This window comes from Nocardiopsis eucommiae, assembly GCF_965344335.1.
GTDB classification, from domain to species: domain Bacteria; phylum Actinomycetota; class Actinomycetes; order Streptosporangiales; family Streptosporangiaceae; genus Nocardiopsis; species Nocardiopsis eucommiae.
Genome location: NZ_CBDRIY010000002.1, coordinates 169,275 through 189,743 on the forward strand (window position 1 = coordinate 169,275; position 20,469 = coordinate 189,743).

17 protein-coding genes are annotated in these 20,469 nt (G+C 69.5%); 8 read left to right on the forward strand and 9 right to left on the reverse strand.

The genetic code is table 11. The features are described 5' to 3' along the window. Nucleotides 1-287 precede the first annotated feature (287 nt). From ACRWK8_RS02310 to abc-f, 5 genes are all read left to right on the forward strand, one after another. Nucleotides 288-530 carry a hypothetical protein gene (locus ACRWK8_RS02310; RefSeq protein ID WP_431868011.1) on the forward strand — a complete coding sequence of 81 codons (243 nt, stop codon included), beginning with the start codon at nucleotides 288-290 and terminating at the stop codon, nucleotides 528-530. Nucleotides 531-917: 387 nt separating this feature from the next. Further along, on the forward strand, nucleotides 918-1,082 hold the full coding sequence (locus ACRWK8_RS02315) for a hypothetical protein (RefSeq protein WP_017545737.1): 165 nt from the start codon (nucleotides 918-920) through the stop codon (nucleotides 1,080-1,082). Between the two features lie 20 nt (nucleotides 1,083-1,102). Continuing rightward, complete coding sequence (locus ACRWK8_RS02320; protein ID WP_378735462.1) at nucleotides 1,103-1,612, forward strand: PH domain-containing protein; 510 nt, start codon at nucleotides 1,103-1,105, stop codon at nucleotides 1,610-1,612. A 253-nt stretch (nucleotides 1,613-1,865) separates the two neighbouring features. Beyond that, a complete protein-coding gene (locus tag ACRWK8_RS02325; RefSeq protein ID WP_378735460.1) occupies nucleotides 1,866-2,102 on the forward strand; it encodes a hypothetical protein in 237 nt (78 codons plus the stop codon). Nucleotides 2,103-2,582: 480 nt separating this feature from the next. After that, the gene (gene abc-f, locus ACRWK8_RS02330; RefSeq protein WP_431868079.1) at nucleotides 2,583-4,229 is read left to right on the forward strand and encodes a ribosomal protection-like ABC-F family protein; all 1,647 of its coding nucleotides are present in this window, start codon (nucleotides 2,583-2,585) and stop codon (nucleotides 4,227-4,229) included. Between the two features lie 244 nt (nucleotides 4,230-4,473). On the opposite strand, the gene dnaB is transcribed toward abc-f, so the two are convergent. Next, entirely contained in the window at nucleotides 4,474-7,071 is a 2,598-nt protein-coding gene (gene dnaB / locus ACRWK8_RS02335) for a replicative DNA helicase (protein ID WP_378735458.1), read from the reverse strand. Between the two features lie 347 nt (nucleotides 7,072-7,418). Here dnaB and ACRWK8_RS02340 point away from each other — a divergent pair, with 347 nt between their 5' ends. Further along, a complete protein-coding gene (locus ACRWK8_RS02340; RefSeq protein WP_431868015.1) occupies nucleotides 7,419-8,768 on the forward strand; it encodes an MATE family efflux transporter in 1,350 nt (449 codons plus the stop codon). Between the two features lie 358 nt (nucleotides 8,769-9,126). On the opposite strand, the gene ACRWK8_RS02345 is transcribed toward ACRWK8_RS02340, so the two are convergent. From ACRWK8_RS02345 to ACRWK8_RS02370, 6 genes are all read right to left on the reverse strand, one after another. After that, nucleotides 9,127-9,960 (reverse strand): peptidoglycan recognition protein family protein, encoded by an 834-nt coding sequence (locus ACRWK8_RS02345; protein ID WP_378735454.1) that lies wholly within the window; start codon nucleotides 9,958-9,960, stop codon nucleotides 9,127-9,129. 177 nt (nucleotides 9,961-10,137) lie between these two features. Further along, nucleotides 10,138-10,584, reverse strand: a complete 447-nt coding sequence (gene rplI, locus ACRWK8_RS02350) for a 50S ribosomal protein L9 (RefSeq protein ID WP_017579428.1) — start codon at nucleotides 10,582-10,584, stop codon at nucleotides 10,138-10,140. Between the two features lie 27 nt (nucleotides 10,585-10,611). Continuing rightward, the gene (gene rpsR, locus ACRWK8_RS02355; RefSeq protein WP_013155832.1) at nucleotides 10,612-10,848 is read right to left on the reverse strand and encodes a 30S ribosomal protein S18; all 237 of its coding nucleotides are present in this window, start codon (nucleotides 10,846-10,848) and stop codon (nucleotides 10,612-10,614) included. A gap of 113 nt (nucleotides 10,849-10,961) precedes the next feature. Then, nucleotides 10,962-11,555 (reverse strand): single-stranded DNA-binding protein, encoded by a 594-nt coding sequence (locus tag ACRWK8_RS02360; protein ID WP_378735451.1) that lies wholly within the window; start codon nucleotides 11,553-11,555, stop codon nucleotides 10,962-10,964. A gap of 132 nt (nucleotides 11,556-11,687) precedes the next feature. Then, nucleotides 11,688-11,978: a 30S ribosomal protein S6 gene (rpsF, locus tag ACRWK8_RS02365; protein ID WP_017545727.1), complete on the reverse strand. Its 291-nt coding sequence runs from the start codon at nucleotides 11,976-11,978 to the stop codon at nucleotides 11,688-11,690. A 263-nt stretch (nucleotides 11,979-12,241) separates the two neighbouring features. Next, nucleotides 12,242-15,100: a transglycosylase domain-containing protein gene (locus tag ACRWK8_RS02370; RefSeq protein WP_431868019.1), complete on the reverse strand. Its 2,859-nt coding sequence runs from the start codon at nucleotides 15,098-15,100 to the stop codon at nucleotides 12,242-12,244. Nucleotides 15,101-15,958: 858 nt separating this feature from the next. Here ACRWK8_RS02370 and ACRWK8_RS02375 point away from each other — a divergent pair. Next, entirely contained in the window at nucleotides 15,959-17,029 is a 1,071-nt protein-coding gene (locus tag ACRWK8_RS02375) for an inositol-3-phosphate synthase (protein ID WP_378735446.1), read from the forward strand. A 263-nt stretch (nucleotides 17,030-17,292) separates the two neighbouring features. Here the strand turns inward: ACRWK8_RS02375 and ACRWK8_RS02380 are convergent, their stop codons facing one another. Continuing rightward, the gene (locus ACRWK8_RS02380; protein ID WP_378735444.1) at nucleotides 17,293-17,835 is read right to left on the reverse strand and encodes a GNAT family N-acetyltransferase; all 543 of its coding nucleotides are present in this window, start codon (nucleotides 17,833-17,835) and stop codon (nucleotides 17,293-17,295) included. A gap of 173 nt (nucleotides 17,836-18,008) precedes the next feature. On the opposite strand from ACRWK8_RS02380, the gene ACRWK8_RS02385 reads away from it, so the two are divergent. Next, a complete protein-coding gene (locus tag ACRWK8_RS02385) occupies nucleotides 18,009-18,749 on the forward strand; it encodes a class I SAM-dependent methyltransferase (RefSeq protein WP_431868022.1) in 741 nt (246 codons plus the stop codon). Between the two features lie 36 nt (nucleotides 18,750-18,785). Here ACRWK8_RS02385 and ACRWK8_RS02390 read toward each other — a convergent pair whose 3' ends face one another. Next, nucleotides 18,786-20,309, reverse strand: coding sequence for a CCA tRNA nucleotidyltransferase (locus tag ACRWK8_RS02390; RefSeq protein ID WP_378735439.1), 1,524 nt, complete (start codon nucleotides 20,307-20,309; stop codon nucleotides 18,786-18,788). Nucleotides 20,310-20,469: the final 160 nt, after the last annotated feature.

The following is a 20,469-nucleotide window of genomic DNA, read 5'->3' on the forward strand; positions in this document are numbered from 1 at the left end:
TGGAGCTGGCTTGCCCGGAGGGCTACCGACACGGTGTTGCATTAGCCGAATTCATTTCGAGATTGGAACGTAACAGATTAGAGTGATCATGGTTCCTGACTACCCGTAACCGGGTGCACTTGCCAGGCCGAAACCACCCCACAAGGGGCTCAGCCCACTGATAACCGAACGTCGCCGCCCGTTTCCGGCGCGGCGCTCCGGCAACCCTCCAGTGGCTACTCAAAGCCCCCAGCCGTACACGCGCCGTGCTGTTCCGCCCCCGCAGCCCCGCAGCCCCAAGGAGTGAGATGCCCGAGAACACCTCCCCCTCGACCGCCCAGGCCGCCCGCGACCCGCACTTCAGCCCCGTCGTCAACCGCCTGTCGTCGGAGTTCTCCGACGTGCACCACTCCTCCACCGTCTCGCGGTGCGTGGACGCGGCCAGACACGGCGCCCAGGACGTGACCGGGCGGGCCACCCCGGACCTCGTGGAGCGGATCGCCCGGCAGCACCTCCAGGTACTCGCCCTGGCCTTCGCGGAACAGCGCTAGAGCCCACGCGGCACTCCCGTATCGGTTTCGGGCGCGCACTACTCGCCTCTTCGGCTCGCGAAGAACCTGGCTCTCCGTCACCCGTCCTCACGGACCGGTGACCCCTCCTCCGGAGCCGGGCCGAGGGCCCCGTGCCCTGTTCCCAGCACGGAGAGGAACGGCACCGCGCCCCGATTCCACCGCCCTGACCTGCGTCAGAACGGGAACTCTTTCCGGACCGTCAGTCACTCGGTTACCAACACCACCGAAACCGGACACAGCCCGCAAGGGGTGAACGTCCGACATACCGCCACGCCGAGAGTGCGCTTCAGGCTTTACGGGCAAGATGGTCGGTGCGACAATCGCTGCTGGGTTGGTGGGTCAGGTGGATTCCAAGGGGAGTCAGTCGTGGCGAAGTTGAAGAAATGGGGCGGTTACGCGCTCATCGGTTTCGTGGCGTTTTATCTGCTCACGCAACCTGAAAGCGCGGCCGGCGTGATCCAGAGCGGACTGGATCTCCTGGTGGGCGGCGCCGAGTCGATGTCCCGGTTCGTCAACACGCTGCTGTCGTAGTCGGGGACGGGTCGGGTTTCATGAAGCTCGTAGCCTCAAGCAACGCGGCTCCGGCATCGGTGAACCGCTATCTCCTGCCGCACGAGCAGGACGTCGTGACCATCCGTCGGCACCCCGCGGTCCTCATCGGACCCGTGGGGGCGGTCCTGGCGGCTCTGGTGTTCGCGGCGATCCTGAGTCAGACGATCGGCGCCAACAGCGCCGCGACCCTGGCCCTCGTGTGGTGGCTGTGGCTGCTCGTACTGGTGTGGTTCGTCTGGCGGGTCGCCGAGTGGTCCGTGGACTACTTCGTGATCACGTCGGCGCGGTTGCTGCTGACCACGGGGCTGATCACCCGGCAGGTGAACATGATGCCGCTGGGCAAGGTCACCGACATGCGGTTCGAGCGGACGCTGATCGGCCGCTTCCTGGGTTACGGCACCTTCGTGATGGAGTCCGCCGGTCAGGACCAGGCGCTCAGCAAGATCGCCTTCATCCCGTACCCGGAGCAGCTCTACCTGGAGGTCGTGGGACTGATCTTCAAGGAGTAGCCGGACGCGCCGACCACGGACGTTCACGGAGCACCCGCCCCAGCGGCGGGTGCTTCTTCGTGTCCGGGAGCGGAGTGAACCGGGCGCGCCGCGGGTACGAACCAGTTACCGCTCCGTTCACCTCCCGTTCACCTTGGAGCCCGAACCAAGGCTCGGGCCCTGCGCAGCGGACGCGCCACGAAGGAACCCAATTGACTCGAAGGTGAACATAGGGTTAACTTGGGTCATCTGATAAGGAAACGAGGAGGGCTTCATGGCACGCAGGACCGAGCACGGCCCGCACCTCTCTCACTCCGCGACCACCCCTCGGCGCACCCGGTCCACCGCGGCGAGCCGCCGACTCTCCGGCCTGGCCCCCGAACCCGCGCTGGTCCCGCGTCCGCGCACGGACCAAGAGGACACCGACACCACTTCGGAGCACCCGATCATGCACTGGGTCCTGGTCACCGACGACCGTGGCCGCACCCGGCCCGAGGCCCGCTGGCTCTAGGCCACGACGACGACAGCTCACGAAGGGCCGCCCGCACCACGCGGGCGGCCCTTCGTCATGCCCGGACCGCTCACACTCCGGAGCCCCTTCGTCGCTATGTCGATAAATCGGCAAGACCATAAATCCAGATGTGGACGTCTCTATTTAGCCTCTCGGGCGCCCCTCCCCGGTGATCCCCGTCTCACCCGGAGGGCTTGACGGCCTCGGCAACGAGACGTATCGTCTTGCACATGAGGCTGTACATCCACCTGTGACCCGCGCCGGACGTCCACGTTCCGAGCACGCGCCCCACCGCACCGCGGTCCGGGCCCGCTCCGTCGACGTCCCCACACCGCGGTCGCGCACGGGCAGCCTCCTTTCTTCCGAGTTCCGGTCCATCAGCACACCTGTGCGCCCATGACCGAAACACCGGGCCGCCCCTGCGCTCCGTGGCCTTCCCAGGAACCACGCAGAACAGGAGGACCCATGCTCGGAACAGGCATGCGACACCGCTCCCAACTCGCCCTGAGCGAGATCACCAAACGCTACGGGGACCAGACGGTCCTCGACCGAGTCAGCCTCACCATCGCCCCTGGCGAACGCGTGGGCGTGATCGGGGACAACGGCTCCGGCAAGAGCACCCTCCTCCGTCTCCTCGCGGGCGTGGAGGACCCCGACAACGGGGAGCTCACGGCCCGCGCCCCGGGCGGCGTGGGCTACCTGCCCCAGACGCTGGAACGGGTCTCCGACGGGGTTCCGCTCGGCACCGTCGCCGACGCGGTGGACCAGGCGCTCCGGGACCTCAGGGTCCTGGAGGCGCGTGTCCACGCCGCCGAGGCGTCCCTCGGCGGCGCCACCCCCGGGGACCTGGACGCCTACGGCGACCTCCTGGCGGAGTTCGAGGCGCGCGGCGGCTACGACGCCGACACACGTGTCGACATCGGGCTGCACGGCCTGGGCCTGCCCTCACTGGACCGCGACCGGCCGCTGCGGACCCTGTCCGGCGGAGAGCGTTCACGGCTGGCGCTGGCCGCGACCCTCGCCGCCTCACCCGAACTCCTCCTGCTGGACGAGCCCACCAACGACCTCGACGACCACGCGGTCGCCTGGTTGGAGGCGCGACTCCGGAACCATCGCGGCACGGTCGTCGCGGTCACCCACGACCGGGCCTTCCTGGCCGCGGTGACCGACACGGTGCTGGAGGTGGACGCGGACACGCACCGGGTCCGGAGGTACGGCGACGGGTACGACGGGTTCCTCGCCGCCAAGGCGGCGGCGCGGGCGCGCTGGGCCCGCGAGCACGAGGACTGGAAGCGGGACCTGGCCCGGCAGCGACGCCTGGCCGACAACAACATCGCCGCGCTGCGGGCCATCCCGCGCATGATGGACAAGGCCGCCTTCGGGCACGGGGCCTTCCGGTTGCGTGGGGCGGCGCACGGGTCGATGGGCCGGATCCGCAACGCCAAGGAGAGGATGGCCAGGCTGACCGCGCATCCGGTGGCGCCGCCACCGGTCCCGCTCCGGATGACAGCCGAGTTCGTCGGCCCGGCACCGGAGGACGCCCCGGTCGCGGAGCTGGAGCGGGTCCGGGTGGACCATCGGCTGGAGGTCGGCGCGCTGTCGTTGGCCCAGGGCGAACGAGTCCTGGTCACCGGCCCGAACGGGGCGGGCAAGACCACCCTGGTCCGGGTGCTCTCCGGGGAGCTGGTCCCCGACTCCGGCCGGGTGGCGCTGCCCGGCAGTGTGGGACTCCTGCGCCAGGAGGACGCCCCGGTACCCGAGGGTCGTTCCGTGCTCCAGGCCTACGCGGCCGGGCGTCCCGGTCCTCCGGAGGAGTACCGGGACGAACTCGCCGCGCTCGGACTGTTCCGGAGCGGCGACCTCGACCAGCCGGTGGCCTCGCTGTCCGTGGGGCAGCGCCGCCGGATCGAGGTGGCGCGGCTGACCTCGGGCACCCACGACCTGCTGCTGTTGGACGAGCCGACCAACCACCTCTCCCCCGGTCTCGTGGAGGAACTGGAGGAGGCGCTGTCCCGGTACACGGGCGCCCTGCTCCTGGTGACGCACGACCGGAGAGCGCGCCAGCGGTTCACCGGGCGCCGTCTGGAGCTCCGCGAGGGGGCCGTGACCAGCGACTCCGCAGAGTAATGTCGACGTGTCTCTTTGTCGACATTACGGCTAGCCCATAAGTCGACTAATGGATTGACCGATACAACGGGGCGTGACCGAAGGGGGCGCATCCAGCCACCCAAGGTCACGCCCCGTACTCACCGAGATCAGCGCGGCATGGTCCACCCGGCCCGCTCCCCCACGAAGGGCCGTCCGTCAAGGAGGCGGTGCCGCACGAACGGCGCCCACCGGAAGGATGCCGCTCGGGGCTGGCCGGATCGGCCTAGCCCGGGGCCATGTCGACGAAGCGGCTGTAGTGGCCCTGGAAGGCCACGGTCACGTCGGCGGTGGGGCCGTTACGGTGCTTGGCCACGATGATGTCGGCCTCGCCCGCGCGCGGGGACTCCTTGTCGTGCACGTCCTCGCGGTAAAGCAGGATCACCATGTCCGCGTCCTGTTCGATGGACCCGGATTCGCGCAGGTCAGAAACCTGTGGGCGCTTGTCGGTGCGCTGCTCGGGGCCACGGTTCAGCTGGGACAGCGCCACCACGGGCACCTCGAGCTCCTTGGCGAGGAGCTTGAGCGAACGCGACATCTCGGAGACCTCCTGCTGGCGGCTCTCCACCCGGCCGGGTGAGCTCATCAGCTGGAGGTAGTCGACGATCACCAGCTTGAGGTCGTGCTGCTGCTTGAGGCGGCGGCACTTGGCCCGGATCTCCATCATCGACATGTTCGGGGAGTCGTCGATGAACAGCGGCGCGCTGGCCACCTCGCCCATCCGTCTGGCCAGCCGGGCCCAGTCCTCGTCGGTCATCAGACCGGACCGCATGGTGTGCAGCGGCACCCGCGCCTCGGCGGAGAGCAGACGCATGACGATCTCGTTGCGCCCCATCTCCAGGCTGAAGAAGACGGACGCCATCTCGTTCTTGATGGACGCGGCCCGCGCGAAATCCAGGGCCAGGGTCGAGTTGTGCGTGGGCACCATGGAACGCGTGGCGAGGAAGAGGTGGTCCGGGTGGTCGACCTGGACGCACCGCACGGGGACACCGTCGATTGGGCGAACGTCGGTGACGAACCTCGTTCCGACGCGGGAGTAGGCCCGCCCGGCGGACCGCTCCCGGTGCGCGGCCCGCTTGCGTTCGATACCGAAGACCTCCCGCTCGGAACCGAAGGTCACGGTGTGACAGGTCGAACTCTCCTCCGAGCGCCCCCTGACCCGCTTGGTCGACAGACCTGTGCGGTACCCCAGACTGTGGGCCAGCTCCCGGAAATCCGCCGCCAGGCGCTCGTTGGTGACGGCGAACTGGACCGACCCAGCCGCGTTGACGGTTCCGTCGCTGTCCAGGAGCCCCGCCAGGAGTGCCCGGCGTTGAGCGAGCGACGAACGCAGGTAAGCCGCGGGAATGTGCTTGTCGCCCAGAACGCCCAGGGTCCGCAGCAGGGCCTGGACGCTCCCGTGGCCGTCCTGGCACTGACGGCACCGAACGCTGGAGAAGCAGGTCCGGCCACAGTCGGGGCAACTGGTGTGCGGAACCGGTTCCGACACGAAGCGGGCCCGCCCGCCACAGGACTGGCCGCACGTGCGCACGTGCGGCAACTTCGGGACGAAGCTGGCCCCGCAGACCACGCAGGTCTTCTCCGCGACCTCGACCTCTTCCGCCGGGAGGAAGACACCGTAGGTGCACGAAGCGTTCCCCACCGGCTTGGTCACCAGTCCGTCGGCCTCGATGTTGGTGAGGACCTCCGGATCGACGGTGGTGATCCGCGCCGAGTGGGAGGCCCCGTCCCCCAACCACATGCCCAGGAAGTAGGGCGGCAGTGGCAGCCGCCGTTCCGGCAGTTCCAAGGGTTCGGTGTTGCTCACCGAGTGGTTCAGTCTCCGGTCCGCGGTCTCCAGACGCACGGTACGGGCGATCTCCTCCGTGGTCCGCACGCCGGGCAGCACCCGGGGGGCGCCACCACTCGCCCGGGCCTCCTGCGCCGCTCGGCGCGAGGCTCGCGTGTCGGTCAGCCACTGGTGCTGGGCGTCCGCCACCACCACCGTGCCGTCGTCGAAGGTGACCTCGTAGCAGGGGCGGTCCCGCATGACGTCGGTGGCCGCCACCACCCGGGTCGGGGTCCCGTCGGCGGCGAGCAGTTCGTCACCGACACTGACCTCCCCCATGGTCGTCCACCCCTCCGGCGTGGGCAGGGGGGTGTCCAGGGCCAGGGCCTTACCCACGGCCGGGCGGGCGGCGATGATCACCATCTGGCCGGGGTGGAGGCCGTTGGTCAGGGCGTCGAAGTCGGCGAAGCCCGTGGGCACACCGGTCATGCTGCCGTCGTTGGCGCCGATCGCCTCGATCTCGTCGAGGGCGCCGGGCATGATGTCGCCGAGGACCACGTAGTCCTCGCCGGTCCGCTTCTCCGCGACCTTGTAGATCTCGGCCTGGGCGTGGTCGACGAGGTCGTCCACCTCGCCGTCGCCCGCGTAGCCGATCTGCGCGATGCGGGTGCCGACCTCGACCAGGCGGCGCAGGACCGCGCGGTCCGAGACGATCTTGGCGTAGTAGCCCGCGTTCGCCGCGGTGGGGATCGCCTCGGTGAGCGTGTGCAGGTAGGGGGCGCCGCCGACCCGGGTGGCCTCGCCGCGCTTGGTCAGCTCGGCGTTGACCGAGATGGCGTCCACCGGCTCGCCCCGGGAGAAGAGGTCCACGACGCTGTCGTAGATGATCTGGTGCGCGGGGCGGTAGAAGTCGGCGGAGCGGATGATCTCGACGACCTGGGTGATGGCGTCCTTGGACAGCAGCATGCCGCCCAGAACGCTCTGTTCGGCCTGGATGTCGTGGGGTGGGGTGCGCTCGTATCCGCCCTCTTCAGGTGGTTGCTCAGCGACACTCACGAACTTCTCCCCACACCGGCCGCGTGCGTCGGCCCGGATCGGACCGACTCTTCCAGGATGCCCCATCCGGGGTGCCGAAGACGCCGCTCGGCGCGCCTGTGGACAACCCCCTACCACCACAACCGAAGCCCCGTGGGGCATTGCGCACAGAGGTTATGCACATCACCTGTGGATAACTTTGCCGCGAGTCGCCAATGACCCACTTGAACTGGGAAAACACGATTCACAGCCGGGAGGTGCAAGATGTCTCACAGGACGGCTTTCCACAGGTTATCCACAGGCTTGGCCGCTTCGGTGCCCGACGCCACAGAGGCCGTCGAACGTCTGTCCGGTACTGTGGCTTCGTCATGGCCACACTGCTCTCGGCGGCCCCCTTCCGGCACCGCCACGACCGCGAGATCTTCGCCCTCGCCGTCCCCACGTTCTTCGCGCTGATCGCCGAGCCGCTGTTCCTGCTCACCGACGCCGCGATCGTCGGCAGCCTGGGCACCCAGGCGCTGGGCGGCCTCGGGATCGCGGGCCAGGTCCTGCTGACCCTGGCCGCGGTGTGCGTCTTCCTCGCCTACGGGACCACCGCCGCGGTGGCCCGCAAGTTCGGTGCCGGGGACGTCCCCGGCGGTGTCCGCGACGGGGTGGACGGGCTCTGGCTCGCGATCCTGCTGGGGATCGCCGCGATCGGGATCGGCTGGCCCCTGGGTCCGTGGATGATCGACCTCCTGGGCGCCTCGCCCGAGGTCGCCCCCTACGCCCTCACCTACCTGCGCATCAGTCTGCTGAGCACGCCGTTCCTGCTGGTCATCATGGCCGGGACCGGGGTGCTGCGCGGGCTCCAGGACGCCCGGACCCCACTGGTGGTCGCGGTCGCCTCCTACGTGGGCAACGCGGCCCTGTGCGCGACCTTCGTGTTCGTGTTCGACTGGGGCATCGCCGGATCCGCCTGGTCGACGGTGATCGCCCAGGGCGGCGGGGCGTTCTGGTACGTGGCCGCCATCGCCCGGTCCGCCCGGCGCGAGGGGGTCTCGCTCGCGCCCTCACTGGCGGGTCTGCGCGCCTCGGCGTCGGCCGGTTTCGCCCTGTTCCTGCGCAGCGTCTCCATGCGCGTCGTGGCGCTGGTGACCACCGCCGTGGCCGCCCGGCTCGGTGACGAGTCCATCGCCGCTCACCAGGTCAGCTACAACATCTGGGCCCTGCTCGTGTTCGCGATGGACGCCATCGCCATCGCCGGGCAGTCCATTGTGGGGCGCTACCTCGGTGCCGGTGACGTGCGCGGCACCAGGCACGCCACCCGGCGAATGGTCGAGTGGGGGGTGATGTCGGGGCTCCTGTTCACCGTTGTGGTGTTCCTGGTCCTGCCCTGGGCGCACGTCCCCTTCACCTCCGACCCGAGCGTGGCCGCGCTCATCATGGCCTCCCTCGTGGTGGTCGCCCTCATGCAGCCGCTGAGCGGGGTCACCATGGTGCTGGACGGCGTCCTCATGGGCGCCGGGGACCAGCGCTACCTGGCGTGGGCCTCCCTGTGGACGATGCTCGCCTTCCTGCCGTTCGCCCTGGTCATCCCCAGCCTGGCCACCTCGGAGACCGGCGGTCTGGTGGGCCTGTGGATCGCCTTCGCGGTGTGGATCCTCGCCCGAGCCGTCACCCTGGGCCTGCGTGCCCGAGGCGAGGCCTGGCTCGTCACCGGCGCCCACCGCCCCTGAGCCCCAAGTCCCCAAGTCCCCAAGTCCCCAAGTCCCCAAGTCCCCAAGTCCCCAAGTCGACTCCGGCCACGGGCACGAGGTTCACCCCCACCTCAGCTCGGATGCACAAGGGCGTAGTCGCACAGGCGACCCGATGCCTCAGCCACAGGAGTGACTCCTGCGGGGTGCCCCGTTCGAGCGCCGGAGAGGGTTCTGCAAGACGAGTCAAGCCGCCAGCGAGGAACGAGCGTCAGGCGTGGACGAGGATGAAGAATCCCTCTGCAAAGGCGCCGAACACGCACCGAAGCGAAGCGGAGGTGCAAAAGGGTACAGCCGCCCCTGCGAGGGAACAGGGACGGCTCGTCGCGGAACGGACTCTCTAGAAGCCCGTGTCGAGGTCTCCCACCGTGGGCCCGTGGTAGAAGGTCGCGACCCGTTCCGACTGCGGGACGGTCGGGTAGCTCGGCAGCTGCTCCAGGCTGAGCTCCTGTCCGGCGGGCCCGCTCAGCTGGCTGAGCTGTTGCCTCAGCTTGCTCCCCACGTCGCTACGGAGCTTGGGGAGCATCGAGTAGAGCTGGTCGCCGGGGCAGCTGGTGGCGTTGTAGTCGCGGTGGCCCACGATCGCCTCCTGCGGGTTCAGGCGGTAGACGAGGCACAGCCACGCGCAGGTGTCGACCAGCGAGCTCATGAGCGCACCGGGCGGTGTGGACGAGGTGTAGGTGCCCTCGTTCTCGATGCCGATGGTGTGCGAGTTGTGGTTGGCGGTGTGCGCGCCCAACACGTGCTTGCCGTCGCGGATGGCCTGGAGGGACTTGTCCCTGCCCTCCATGATGTGGCCGCCCCGGCTGATGGTCAGCTGCTGGCCGGTGTCACTCCAGCCGTTGTTGTCCATGTGGTACCGCTGGATGGACCGGGAGAGCGCGGCGGCGTGGCTGGTGGAGGTGTCGGACACGTTCGAGGTCGCGGTGTGGTGCACGACGATGTGGGTCGGCCCGTTGGCGAGCACCTGGATGGCGCTCTTGGGAGCGCGGGCCCCCCAGTCGGACCGCGTGTACACCTTGGGCGTCGTCGCCGCGGTGGCGTGGCCGGTCACCGACACACCCAGTGCTCCGCCGATCAGTACTCCCCCGGCGGTCAGGGCGGCCCCTCGCAGCATCGTCCTACGGTCCACCGCGAGAGGGTGGTCTGTCTCGGGCAGTCTTTCAACGGCCATCGGTATGCTGTCCTCTCCGTGCGGAGCGTCACTGAAAGTGACGCGACACAGAGAACACGATAGATTACAAAGAGTAATCAAAGGGGGCTTTTCGCCCCATCGGCGTGTTCAGGGGGAACAGAAGAACCCCGCCCCTCCGAGGAGGGACGGGGTTCCGACCGGAACGGTCAGCGCGTACTAGGCGCCGACGATGTCCAGCTTGATCGTCGCGGCGACCTCGGGGTGCAGGCGGACCTGGACCTTGTGGGCACCGACGGACTTGATCGGGTTCTTGATCTCGATCCGGCGCTTGTCCAGCTCGGGACCGCCGGTGGCCTTGACGGCCTCGACGATGTCCGCGGGCGTGACCGAACCGAACAGACGACCACCCTGACCGGCGCGCTGCTTGAGGCGCACGTTCAGCGCACCGACCTGGCCGGCGACCTGCTGGGCCTCGTCCAGGGTGCGGATGTCACGCGCCTTGCGGGCACGCTGGATGAGGTCGATCTGCTTCTGACCACCGCGGGTCCACCGAATGGCGAACCCTCGGGGCAGCAGGTAGTTGCGACCGTAACCGTTCTTCACCTCGACGACGTCGCCGGGGGCTCCGAGACCGTTGACCTCGTGGGTCAAAATCAGCTTCACGACAAAGACCTCCCTCGGATATCGCCGCTAGCGAGCGGTGCTGGTGTAGGGCAGCAGGGCCACCTCGCGCGCGTTCTTGATCGCGGTCGCGACGTCGCGCTGGTGCTGCGTGCAGTTGCCGGTCACCCGACGGGCACGGATCTTGCCGCGCTCGGAGATGAACTTACGGAGAAGCGTGGTGTCCTTGTAGTCGATGTAGGACTGCTTCTCCTGGCAGAAGAGGCAAACCTTCTTCTTGGGCTTGCGCGCTGCCGGCTTAGCCATCGTGGTGCTCCTTCGCAAGAGCCCCGGGGTCCTCCCGGGGATGGGCTGGGACAATGGAAAGGTGACGCGACCCCCGGAGGGGCCGGGTCGGTGTTACGTGGGGAAGCCGCTGGTCAGAACGGGGGCTCGTCGGAGAATCCTCCGCTGTTGCCGCCGCCGAAACCACCGCCGCCGCCGTTGGTGGCCCACGGGTCGTCGGCCGGGGCGCCGCCCCGACCACCCTGCTGGCCACCGAAACCGCCGCCCTGGTTGCCGTAGCCGCCCTGGGACTGTCCGCCCTGGGGCTGGCCACCGCCGAAACCGCCGCCGCCCTGGTTGCCGCCGAAGCCGCCGCCACCCTGGCGCTGCGTCTTCGTCACCTTGGCGGTGGCGCTGCGCAGGGCCGGGCCGACCTCTTCGACGTCGATCTCGAAGACGGTCCGCTTCTCACCCTCGCGGGTCTCGAAGGACCGCTGCTTCAGGCGGCCCTGCACGATGACGCGCATGCCACGCTGAAGGCTCTCGGCCACGTTCTCCGCGTACTGACGCCAGACGGTGCAGGAGAGGAACATGGACTCTCCGTCCTTCCACTCCCCCGACGCGCGGTCGAAGGTGCGGGGCGTCGAGGCCACACGGAAGTTGGCGACCGCGGCTCCACTGGGCGTGAAGCGCAGTTCAGGGTCGTCGACGAGGTTGCCGACGAGCGTGATCTGGGTTTCGCCTGCCATGGATCGGCTCCGGTTCGAGATAGTTCGGGATCAAGCGGTTTCGCCTGCTCCCCACATCATCCGCGCCCCCAGAGACAAAACAGTCCTGGGGGCGGAACGATCGGGGCTCAGGGAGTCAGGGCACCGGGGTGCCTAGTGAACCTCGGGACGCAGAACCTTGGTGCGGAGCACGGCCTCGGCGATGCCGAGCTGACGGTCGAGCTCCTTGACCGTCGCGGGCTTGGCGGTCAGGTCGATGACCGCGTAGATGCCCTCGGAGTTCTTGTTGATGTCGTAGGCGAGGCGACGCTTGCCCCAGATCTCCGTCTTCTCGACCGAGCCGCCGTCGTTGCGGACGACGCCCAGGAAGTTCTCCAGCGACGGGGCGACGGTGCGCTCGTCGAGGTTGGGGTCGAGGATGACCATGATTTCGTAACGACGCATGAGCGTACGTTCCTCCTCTGGACTGTCGCGGCCATGGAATCTCCATGGCAGGAGGGCAGGAGCCCGGCGTTCCGCCGCCCGGTCCCACCGGGGGCATCGCTCAGGCTCTGAGCCATACGGGAACCAAGGCTACCAGCAGCGGGGTACCACCGGTGCTGGGCTCCGGACCGCGGCGGCCCCTCTCCCCCACACGGCGGAGGGCCGGTGCCGAAGGGTCTCCCCTCCGCGCACCGGCCCTCCGCCGTGCCGTGACCGTCAGCCGGTCAGTCTCTCGGCCTGATCAGGCTGTTGCTGCTGTTGGCCTGGTTGCTCTGGTCGCTGCCGGGCGGCGGGCCGCCCGGGTTGGGCTCCTCATCGTCGCAGTGCGCAGGCCTGCCGATAATGGTGTCGCACTCGTCCGGGTCGGGGCTCTCCTCTGTGTCGCAACCCGGTTCCCACCACTCGCACTCCTCGGGAGACTCCTCGGGCTCGCAGCCGGGCTCGCCCGGCACGCACTCCTCCTCGCTCGGAGTCTCGCTGGGTTCGTCGCTGGGCTCGTCGGTCTCCTCCGGCGTCTCGCTCGGAGTGGGGGTCGGCAGGAACCGCTGGTCCTCGCCCACCCACTGCGGGGCCGGGAACTGCTGGTGCTCCTGGCCCTCCATGGCGACCTCCATGAAGGCCTTCCAGACCTTCGCGGAGGTGGTGCCGCCGAAGACGTCACCGATCTCCGGACCGAAGTCCAGCGGATCGCCCTGGGCGCGGCTCAGCCCCACCGAGGCCGACAACTGCGGGGTGTAGCCCACGAACCAGGCCGACACCGCGTCGGAGGAGGTACCGGTCTTACCGGCCACCGGGCGCCCGTCGGAGAGGGCCGCCTCCTTCGCGCCGCCCTCCAGGACCGCCTGCTGCATGGCGTAGGTGGCGTCCGCGGCGACCGCCTGGGAGATGACCTCCGTGCCGCTCTCCAGCTCCGCTTCGTCGTCCGGGTCGATCACCTCGCCGTCCGCGGTGGTCACCTGGGTGACCATGTGCGCCGGGAAGTGGCGGCCCTCGGCGGCGAAGGTCGCGTAGCCGCTGGCCATGTCGAGCGCGTTCACCTGGTGGGTGCCGAGCGCGACCAGCGGACCCACCTGGGAGGTGGTCTGCCGGTCGGGGTGGACGCCCATCTCGACCGCGAGCTCGTCCACGCGGCCCGGGTCGACCTTGATCGCCAGGTCCACGTAGCTGGTGTTCACCGAGTCGGCGGTGGACTGGATCAGGTCCACCTCGCCGTAGTCGACTTCACCGGAGTTGATCACGGGGCTGGCCAGACCGGGAAACTCCAACCCGCTGTCGCCGTTGAACTGGCTGCGCAGACCGATGTCGTCCGCGAGCGCGCGCGCCAGCACGTAGGGCTTGTAGGCCGATCCCGCCTGGGTCTGGTGCACCAGGGAGTTGTTGATCACCGTGGACACGTCCGGTCCGCCGTTGAAGGCGACGATCTCACCGGTGCTGGGGTCGACCGCGGTCAGCCCGTGCATGGTGTCGTCGGCCGCGCTCTCCGGCAGGACGTCGAAGGCCTCCTCGGCGGCGGTCATCAGATCCGGGTCGAGGGAGGTCTGGATGACCAGCCCCTTGGTGGCGATGTCCGCGCCGGTGATGTTCCGCTCCGAGTACCGCCGCTCGACCTCGTTGATCACGGCCTGACGGATGTACCCCTGCCGGGGATCGTCCAGGTCGGCCTCGGGCTCGTAGGGGATGATCGAGTCCGGTACCTCGAGCTGCTGGGCCTCGGCCTCGGGCAGGCCGCGCTCGCCGCCGGTGTTCTCGTACATGGCGGCCAGCTGGCGCTGGACGTACGGCCAGCGCTCCTTGTCCAGGTAGTTCGCGGTCCAGGAGTCCGGCTCGGGGTTCTCGAAGTTGCTGGGCATCTGGATGATGATGCCCAGGTACGCGCCCTCGGCCCGGTCCAGCTCGCTCACGCTCTTGCCGAAGTACTTCTGGGCCGCCATCTCGATGCCGGAGGCGCCGCGGCCGAAGTAGATCGTGTTGAGGTAGGTCGTGAGGATCTCGTCCGGGGGAACCTTCTGGCCCAGCTTGATCGAGATGAAGATCTCGCGGATCTTGCGGGTCAGCGGCGGGTCGCCGTCGAGGTCGCTGTAGTAGTTGCGGGCCATCTGCTGGGTGATGGTCGAACCACCGCCCGCGTCGCCTCCGGAGAGGATGGCGCGGCCGATCCCCTTGATGTTGATGCCCGGGTCCTCGTAGAAGGTGGCCTGCTCGGCGGCGAGCACGCCGTCGACGACCTCCTCCGGGATGTCCTCGCGCTGGATGGCCACGCGCTGGACCTCGCCGGTGGTGAGCGCGACCTCACCCTTCTCCGCGTCGCCCGTCGCGGCCCACAGGATCTGGGTGGCCGAGGCGTCCTTCTCCGCGTTCTTCTCCAGCTCCTCCGGATCGGGAGCCATCGCGTAGAGCACCGCGAAGGCGGCCACCCCGGCGATGATCATCAGACCGCAGAAGGCGAGCGCGGGTTTCCAGGCCTTGGACAGGAAGCGCTTGAACCAGGGGCGGTCGTCCGGTTCGTCCTCGCGGGGACGACGGCGGCCTCCGCCGCCGCCTCGTCCGCCGCGTCCGCCCGAGGCGGCGGCGGCGCGGGCGCCGCGCCCTCCGGAGCGGCGTCCCTCGGATCGGGAGCCGTGTTCACGGTCGCGGGGGTCGCGGGGGCCCTCGGAGCGGCGGCGTCCGCCGGCCCGGGGGTCGTCGGGGCGGCGACGGGGGCGGTCGCCGTCCTCGGGTCGTCGGGAGCGCGGGTCGTCGGGGCGCCTGCGCGGGCGCTCTCCGTCGCCCTCGGGGCGGCGTCGGCGTTCGCCGTCGGGGCGGCGGGGCCGCTCTCCTTCAGCGCGGCGGCGGCCGCCCTCGGGGCGGGGGCGCCCCTCGGAGCGAGCCTCGTCCCCGGGGGGGCGGGCTCTGCGGGAGCGCGGAGCGGGCCTGTCGTCTCCCCGAAGGCCGTCCTCGGAGTCAGGTCGGCGCCGTCCGCCCGCACGTTCTTCCCGGGGAGGGCCACCGGCCCTGCGCCTTCCGCCGTCACCGCGCGGACCGTCGTCCGGGCCGTCGGCCCGGCGACGGCCGCCGTCGGCATTCCGTCGTCGTTCGGTACTCACGTGGTCCTCGATTGCCTCTCACGGCCGCTCGGCCTGACGATTCCTTGGTGGAAACGGGGGTCGGTCCCCCTGGGGGATCGGTGATTCACGACCTGTACTCGTGGAGCGGCACGCTCGGGTGTGGTTCGACCCGGTTCCGCCGCTTTCGCCTGTGGTTCAAGGCTTGATAAAGAGACGCCCACCCGGGGGTGAAGGTTTTCAACAGGTCGCGAAGACGTTGGCCGCTACTTCCTCCTGATCGTTGGCCTGCGGGAGCGCTTCCCCGGTCGCGTCGGTGCTCTGGGCCGACGTCAACGTCGCCGCGGCATGGCTTCGTTCGGGGGTCTGGACCGGCTTCGCACGCAAATCAAAGGTCACGTTAGAGCGATCGAACGATATAGCACAACCCACGCGCGAGGGTATCGCTCGCTTTGGAAGACCTCGTCACCGTCTGCCGGGAACCGCCGGTCCTGGCAGTTCAGCGACGCGGAGCCGAAAGGGGCGCAGCGTGTGACTGCGGTCACCCGTGCGGTGCGGTCCGGTGTCGTCCCCGTTCGGGGTGTTCGTGTGGGATCACGCACGGGATCGAACGGGACCGCCCCGCACCGTGGTCACCAGTGGTCACTCCGGTGTCTTCGTGACCGTTGACCGCCTGCGTCCCCACCACCGGTCGTGGATAGAGTCAGATCAGAACAAACCAGCCAGACATGGACAGTTCTCCCTGATTCGACGGCCATGAGGGGGAACAGAACCGCCGTGCGCGCTGCTGATCACATACGGAATACGACGCAGGATGACGAGCCCCGGACCGCCGTCGGAGCGGGCCCGTCGCCGTGCGCTGTGGAATCCATGTTCGCGGAGAAGAAGGAGCAAGGACCAATGGGTTCGGTACGTGTAGCCGTCGTGGGTGTCGGCAACTGTGCGGCGTCGCTCGTCCAGGGTGTGCACTACTACAAGGACGCCGACCCGGAGTCGCGGGTCCCCGGCCTGATGCATGTCCAGTTCGGCCCGTACCACGTGAGCGACATCGAGTTCGTCGCCGCCTTCGACGTGGACGCGAAGAAGGTCGGGCACGACCTGGCGGACGCCATCACCGCGAGCGAGAACAACACCGTCAAGATCTGTGACGTCCCGCCGACCGGCGTGACCGTCATGCGCGGCCCGACCTACGACGGTCTGGGCAAGTACTACCGCGAGATGATCCAGGAGTCCCCCGAGGACGCCGTGGACGTGGTCGCCGCCCTGAAGGCCGCCAAGGCCGACGTCCTCGTCTCCTACCTCCCGGTGGGCTCCGACGAGGCCGACAAGTTCTACGCGCAGTGCGCCATCGACGCGGGCGTGGCCTTCGTCAACGCGCTCCCGGTGTTCATCGCCTCCGACCCGGAGTGGGCCGAGAAGTTCACCAAGGCCGGTGTGCCGATCATCGGTGACGACATCAAGTCGCAGATCGGCGCCACCATCACCCACCGGGTGCTGTCCAAGCTGTTCGAGGACCGGGGCGTGATCGTCGACCGCACGTACCAGCTGAACTTCGGCGGCAACATGGACTTCAAGAACATGTTGGAGCGCGAGCGCCTGGAGTCGAAGAAGATCTCCAAGACGCAGTCGGTCACCTCGCAGATCCCGCACGAGCTCAACGCCGGTGCGGTGCACATCGGTCCGTCGGACCACGTGCCGTGGCTGGACGACCGCAAGTGGGCCTACATCCGCCTCGAGGGCCGTGCCTTCGGTGACGTCCCGCTGAACCTGGAGTACAAGCTGGAGGTCTGGGACTCCCCCAACTCCGCCGGGATCATCATCGACGCGGTCCGCGCCGCGAAGATCGCCAAGGACCGCGGCATCGGCGGCCCGATCCTGGAGCCGTCCTCCTACTTCATGAAGTCGCCTCCGGAGCAGTACAGCGACGCCGAGGCGCACGACAAGGTCGAGAGCTTCATCGCGGGCGAGTAGCCGCTCCCCTGCCCGGGGCCCGTGGGCCCCGGGCACGCCCCCCACAAGGACACGTCCCTCTTCGGGCCGTGTCCTTCCTCATGGGCCCGTGCGTGTCCCGGCGGGGACCCGGGGCGCGGGGACCCGGGGGACGTCGTCCGTTCCCCTGGAGGACGCCGGTCACGAGCCCCCCGGGCTGGGTCGACGTGTCGACTCGTGGACGTGCCGACTCGTCGACGAGTCGACCCCAGCGCCCCTGGCCACTGGCCCCTGGCCCCTGGCCCCTAGCCCCCGACACCCTCGGCCACCGGCTGCTCCTCGGTGGTCTCCCGATAGAGGCGCAGACCCCGGGCCCGGTAGTTGTCGAGGGCGTGGTCCCCGTCCAGCGAGCAGGTGTGCAGCCACACCCGGCGCGTGGCCTCGCGGTCCGGCCGGCGGGCCCCCAGGTCCCACGCCCGGCGCAGCGCCTCGGTGAGCATGTGCCCGCCCAGGCCCCGTCCGAGGAACCCGGGGAGGAGGCCGAAGTAGACCACCTCGACCTCCCCTCCGGGCTGGGACTCCAGCTCCGCGTAACCCGCGGGCGTGCCCCGGTCGTACAGGACCCAGGTCTCCACGTTCGGGTCCGCCACCCGCGCACGCCACTCGTCGGTGCTCCAACGGGCGCGGTCGATCCACTGGTAGTCGCCGCCGACCGTCGTGTAGAGGAACCGCGAGAGCTCGGGGCTGGGCACCTCCGCGCGGACGAGGGTCACCGCGCCCTCCGGCTCGCGGCCGGGCCGCAGCTCGGCGGGGTCGGTCGTCTCCAGGTACCAGGTGGTGATCGTCATCGCGCCATCCTCGCACCGGCGGATCGGCTTCCCGGGTGCGGGTCCTTCCGGGAGACGGTGCCGTCAGGCCCCCTGACCACGAGTCGACATGTCACCCTCTCTACGAGTAGTCAAAGCGACACTTAATGTAGTCTCCCCCGCAGGCATTCGCGCACGAGCAGGAGATGGTGGCCATGAGCGGCGGTTTCGGAACCGGCGGTGCTTCGCACGGGTCCAGGGGCGGGTCCGGGAGTGACAGAGGGGTGGCCAAACGCGTCGGGGCCGTCACCCGCCAGCTGCCCGTCCGCGGCGACCGACTCCTCGACGTCTGCTGCGGTGCCGGCTCCCACACCGTCGCGCTCGCCCCGGGGTACGTGCGCGTCGACGCCATCGACACCGACCCCGCGCTGCTCGACGCGATCAACGGGCGCATCGCCGGAACCGAACTGGAGGACCGGATCGGGGTGCACAAGATGACCCCCGACTCCCTGGCCTTCGACACGAACACCTTCGACCGGGTCACCGCGTTCGACGTGGTCGAGCACCTGGACGACCTGGACGGCGCCCTGGCGGAGATCCACCGCGTGCTGCGGCCCGGCGGCGCGTTCTCCCTGACCACGTCCAACCGCTGGTTCCCCTTCGAGACGCACGGGGTCCTCTGGGGGGTACGGCGGCGCCCCGCCGTCACCGCCCCGTTCCTGCCCTGGGTGCGGCCCCTGCACACACGGATGTCGGACACGCGGTCCTTCAGCAGCCAGGAGCTGGGACGCCTGCTGCGCGGCCACGGGCTGCGCGTGCGCGCGATCGACTACCTCATGCCGTCCCTCGACCGCCGTCCGCCGGCCCTGCCGAGCGTGTCGGGCGCCCTGGAGGGCACGCCGCTGCGGGTGTTCGGCGCGGGCATGGCGGTCACCGCGGTGAAGCCGGGGCTCTGAGCGGCGCCGGACCACCCCTCCCGGCGCCCGCGCGGACTACCCGTCCTGACGGCCGTCCTGCTCCAGGTGGTCCGCCGCCCAGGAGCGCAGCTCCGCGACGACCTTCTCCTTCTCCATGGGGCCGTTCTCCAGGCGCAGCTCCAGGAGGTACCGGTAGGCCTTGCCCACCAGCGGACCGGGCTTCACACCCAGGATCTCCTGGATCTCGTTGCCGTCCAGGTCGGGCCGGATACGGTCCAGCTCCTCCTGCTCGGCCAGCTCGGAGATGCGACGCTCGATGTCGTCGTAGGAACGCGCGAGCGCGGCGGCCTTGCGCCGGTTGCGGGTGGTGCAGTCGGCCCTGGTCAGGATGTGCAGGCGCTCCAGCTGGTCACCGGCGTCCCTGGCGTAGCGGCGCACCGCCGAGTCCGTCCACTCGCCCCGGCCGTAGCCGTGGAACCGCAGGTGCAACGCGACCAGCGTGCTCACCTGGGAGATCACGTCCTTGGGGAAGCGCAGAGCGGACAGCCGCTTGCGGCTCATGGACGCGCCCACCACCTCGTGGTGGTGGAAGGTGACCCTGTTGCCGCCCTCGAAGGCACGGGTCCGGGGCTTGCCGACGTCGTGCATCAGGGCGGCCAGGCGCAGCACGAGGTCGGGTTCGTGACCGCGTCGGCGCTCCAGGTCCATGGCCTGGTCCAGGACGGTGAGCGAGTGCTCGTAGACGTCCTTGTGCCGATGGTGCTCGTCGATCTCCAGCCGCATCCTCGGGATCTCGGGCATCACGTGCTCGGCGATGCCGAGGTCCACCATGAGCTCGATCCCCCGGCGCGGGTCCGGGCTGAGCATGAGCTTGGTGAGCTCGTCGCGGACGCGCTCGGCCGAGACGATGGCGAGCCGGTCCGCCATGTTCCGGGCGGCCTCGGCCACCTCGGGTGCCAGGGAGAAGCCGAGCTGCGCCGCGAAGCGGACCGCGCGCATGATGCGCAGCGGGTCGTCGCTGAAGGAGTCCTCCGGGCGGCCCGGGGTCCGCAGCACCTTGGCCCTGAGGTCCGCGAGACCGCCGAAGGGGTCCACGAACTCCCGGCTGGGCAGGTGCACCGCCATCGCGTTGACCGTGAAGTCGCGGCGGAGCAGGTCGTCGTGGATGTTCGTGCCGTAGGCCACCTCGGGCTTGCGGGACTTGGGCGAGTAGGCCTCGCTGCGGTAGGTGGTGATCTCCAGCTGGAGCCCGCGCTTGCGCAGGCCGACGGTGCCGAACTCGATGCCGACGGTCCACACGGAGTCCGCCCAGCCGTCGATGAGTTCGAGGACGCGCTGGGGCACGGCGTCGGTGGTGAGGTCCACGTCGTTGGAGTCGCGGCCGAGGAGCGCGTCGCGGACCGGACCGCCGACGATGGCGAGCTGCTGCCCCTGGGCGTCGAAACGGTCGCCCAGTTCGTCGGCCACGGGTTGGATCGCGTCGACCAACGCGGCGACCGCCGCTCGCTGCGCACCACTGAGTTCACCCGCGGGCGGGTTCACCCCCGTGGACGGGTTCCGGGCGGCGTCGTTCTCACGCGAAGGCTCTGTGTTCGGCACACCACGCAGGTTAGGCGGCCACACGGGGTGACCGCGAATCAGTCCGATACCGCTGAGGGCCTGTGGCGGCCCTGGTGTCGGACCCCGGTCAATGAAAGGGTGGGCCGACCACGACCCCGAACAACGGTCCGCGTCAGAACCGGGATTCGAGGAACGCGGT

Excerpts from the sequence above, each read along its gene's own strand:
- ACRWK8_RS02310 (WP_431868011.1), top strand. The coding sequence starts at position 288 with ATGCCCGAGAACACCTCCCCCTCGACCGCCCAGGCCGCCCGCGACCCG.
- ACRWK8_RS02340 (WP_431868015.1), top strand. The coding sequence starts at position 7,419 with ATGGCCACACTGCTCTCGGCGGCCCCCTTCCGGCACCGCCACGACCGC.
- rpsF (WP_017545727.1), bottom strand. The coding sequence starts at position 11,978 with ATGCGTCGTTACGAAATCATGGTCATCCTCGACCCCAACCTCGACGAG.
- abc-f (WP_431868079.1), top strand. The coding sequence starts at position 2,583 with ATGCGACACCGCTCCCAACTCGCCCTGAGCGAGATCACCAAACGCTAC.
- ACRWK8_RS02360 (WP_378735451.1), bottom strand. The coding sequence starts at position 11,555 with ATGGCAGGCGAAACCCAGATCACGCTCGTCGGCAACCTCGTCGACGAC.
- ACRWK8_RS02345 (WP_378735454.1), bottom strand. The coding sequence starts at position 9,960 with ATGGCCGTTGAAAGACTGCCCGAGACAGACCACCCTCTCGCGGTGGAC.
- rpsR (WP_013155832.1), bottom strand. The coding sequence starts at position 10,848 with ATGGCTAAGCCGGCAGCGCGCAAGCCCAAGAAGAAGGTTTGCCTCTTC.
- ACRWK8_RS02385 (WP_431868022.1), top strand. The coding sequence starts at position 18,009 with ATGAGCGGCGGTTTCGGAACCGGCGGTGCTTCGCACGGGTCCAGGGGC.
- ACRWK8_RS02320 (WP_378735462.1), top strand. The coding sequence starts at position 1,103 with ATGAAGCTCGTAGCCTCAAGCAACGCGGCTCCGGCATCGGTGAACCGC.
- ACRWK8_RS02325 (WP_378735460.1), top strand. The coding sequence starts at position 1,866 with ATGGCACGCAGGACCGAGCACGGCCCGCACCTCTCTCACTCCGCGACC.
- ACRWK8_RS02380 (WP_378735444.1), bottom strand. The coding sequence starts at position 17,835 with ATGACGATCACCACCTGGTACCTGGAGACGACCGACCCCGCCGAGCTG.
- ACRWK8_RS02375 (WP_378735446.1), top strand. The coding sequence starts at position 15,959 with ATGGGTTCGGTACGTGTAGCCGTCGTGGGTGTCGGCAACTGTGCGGCG.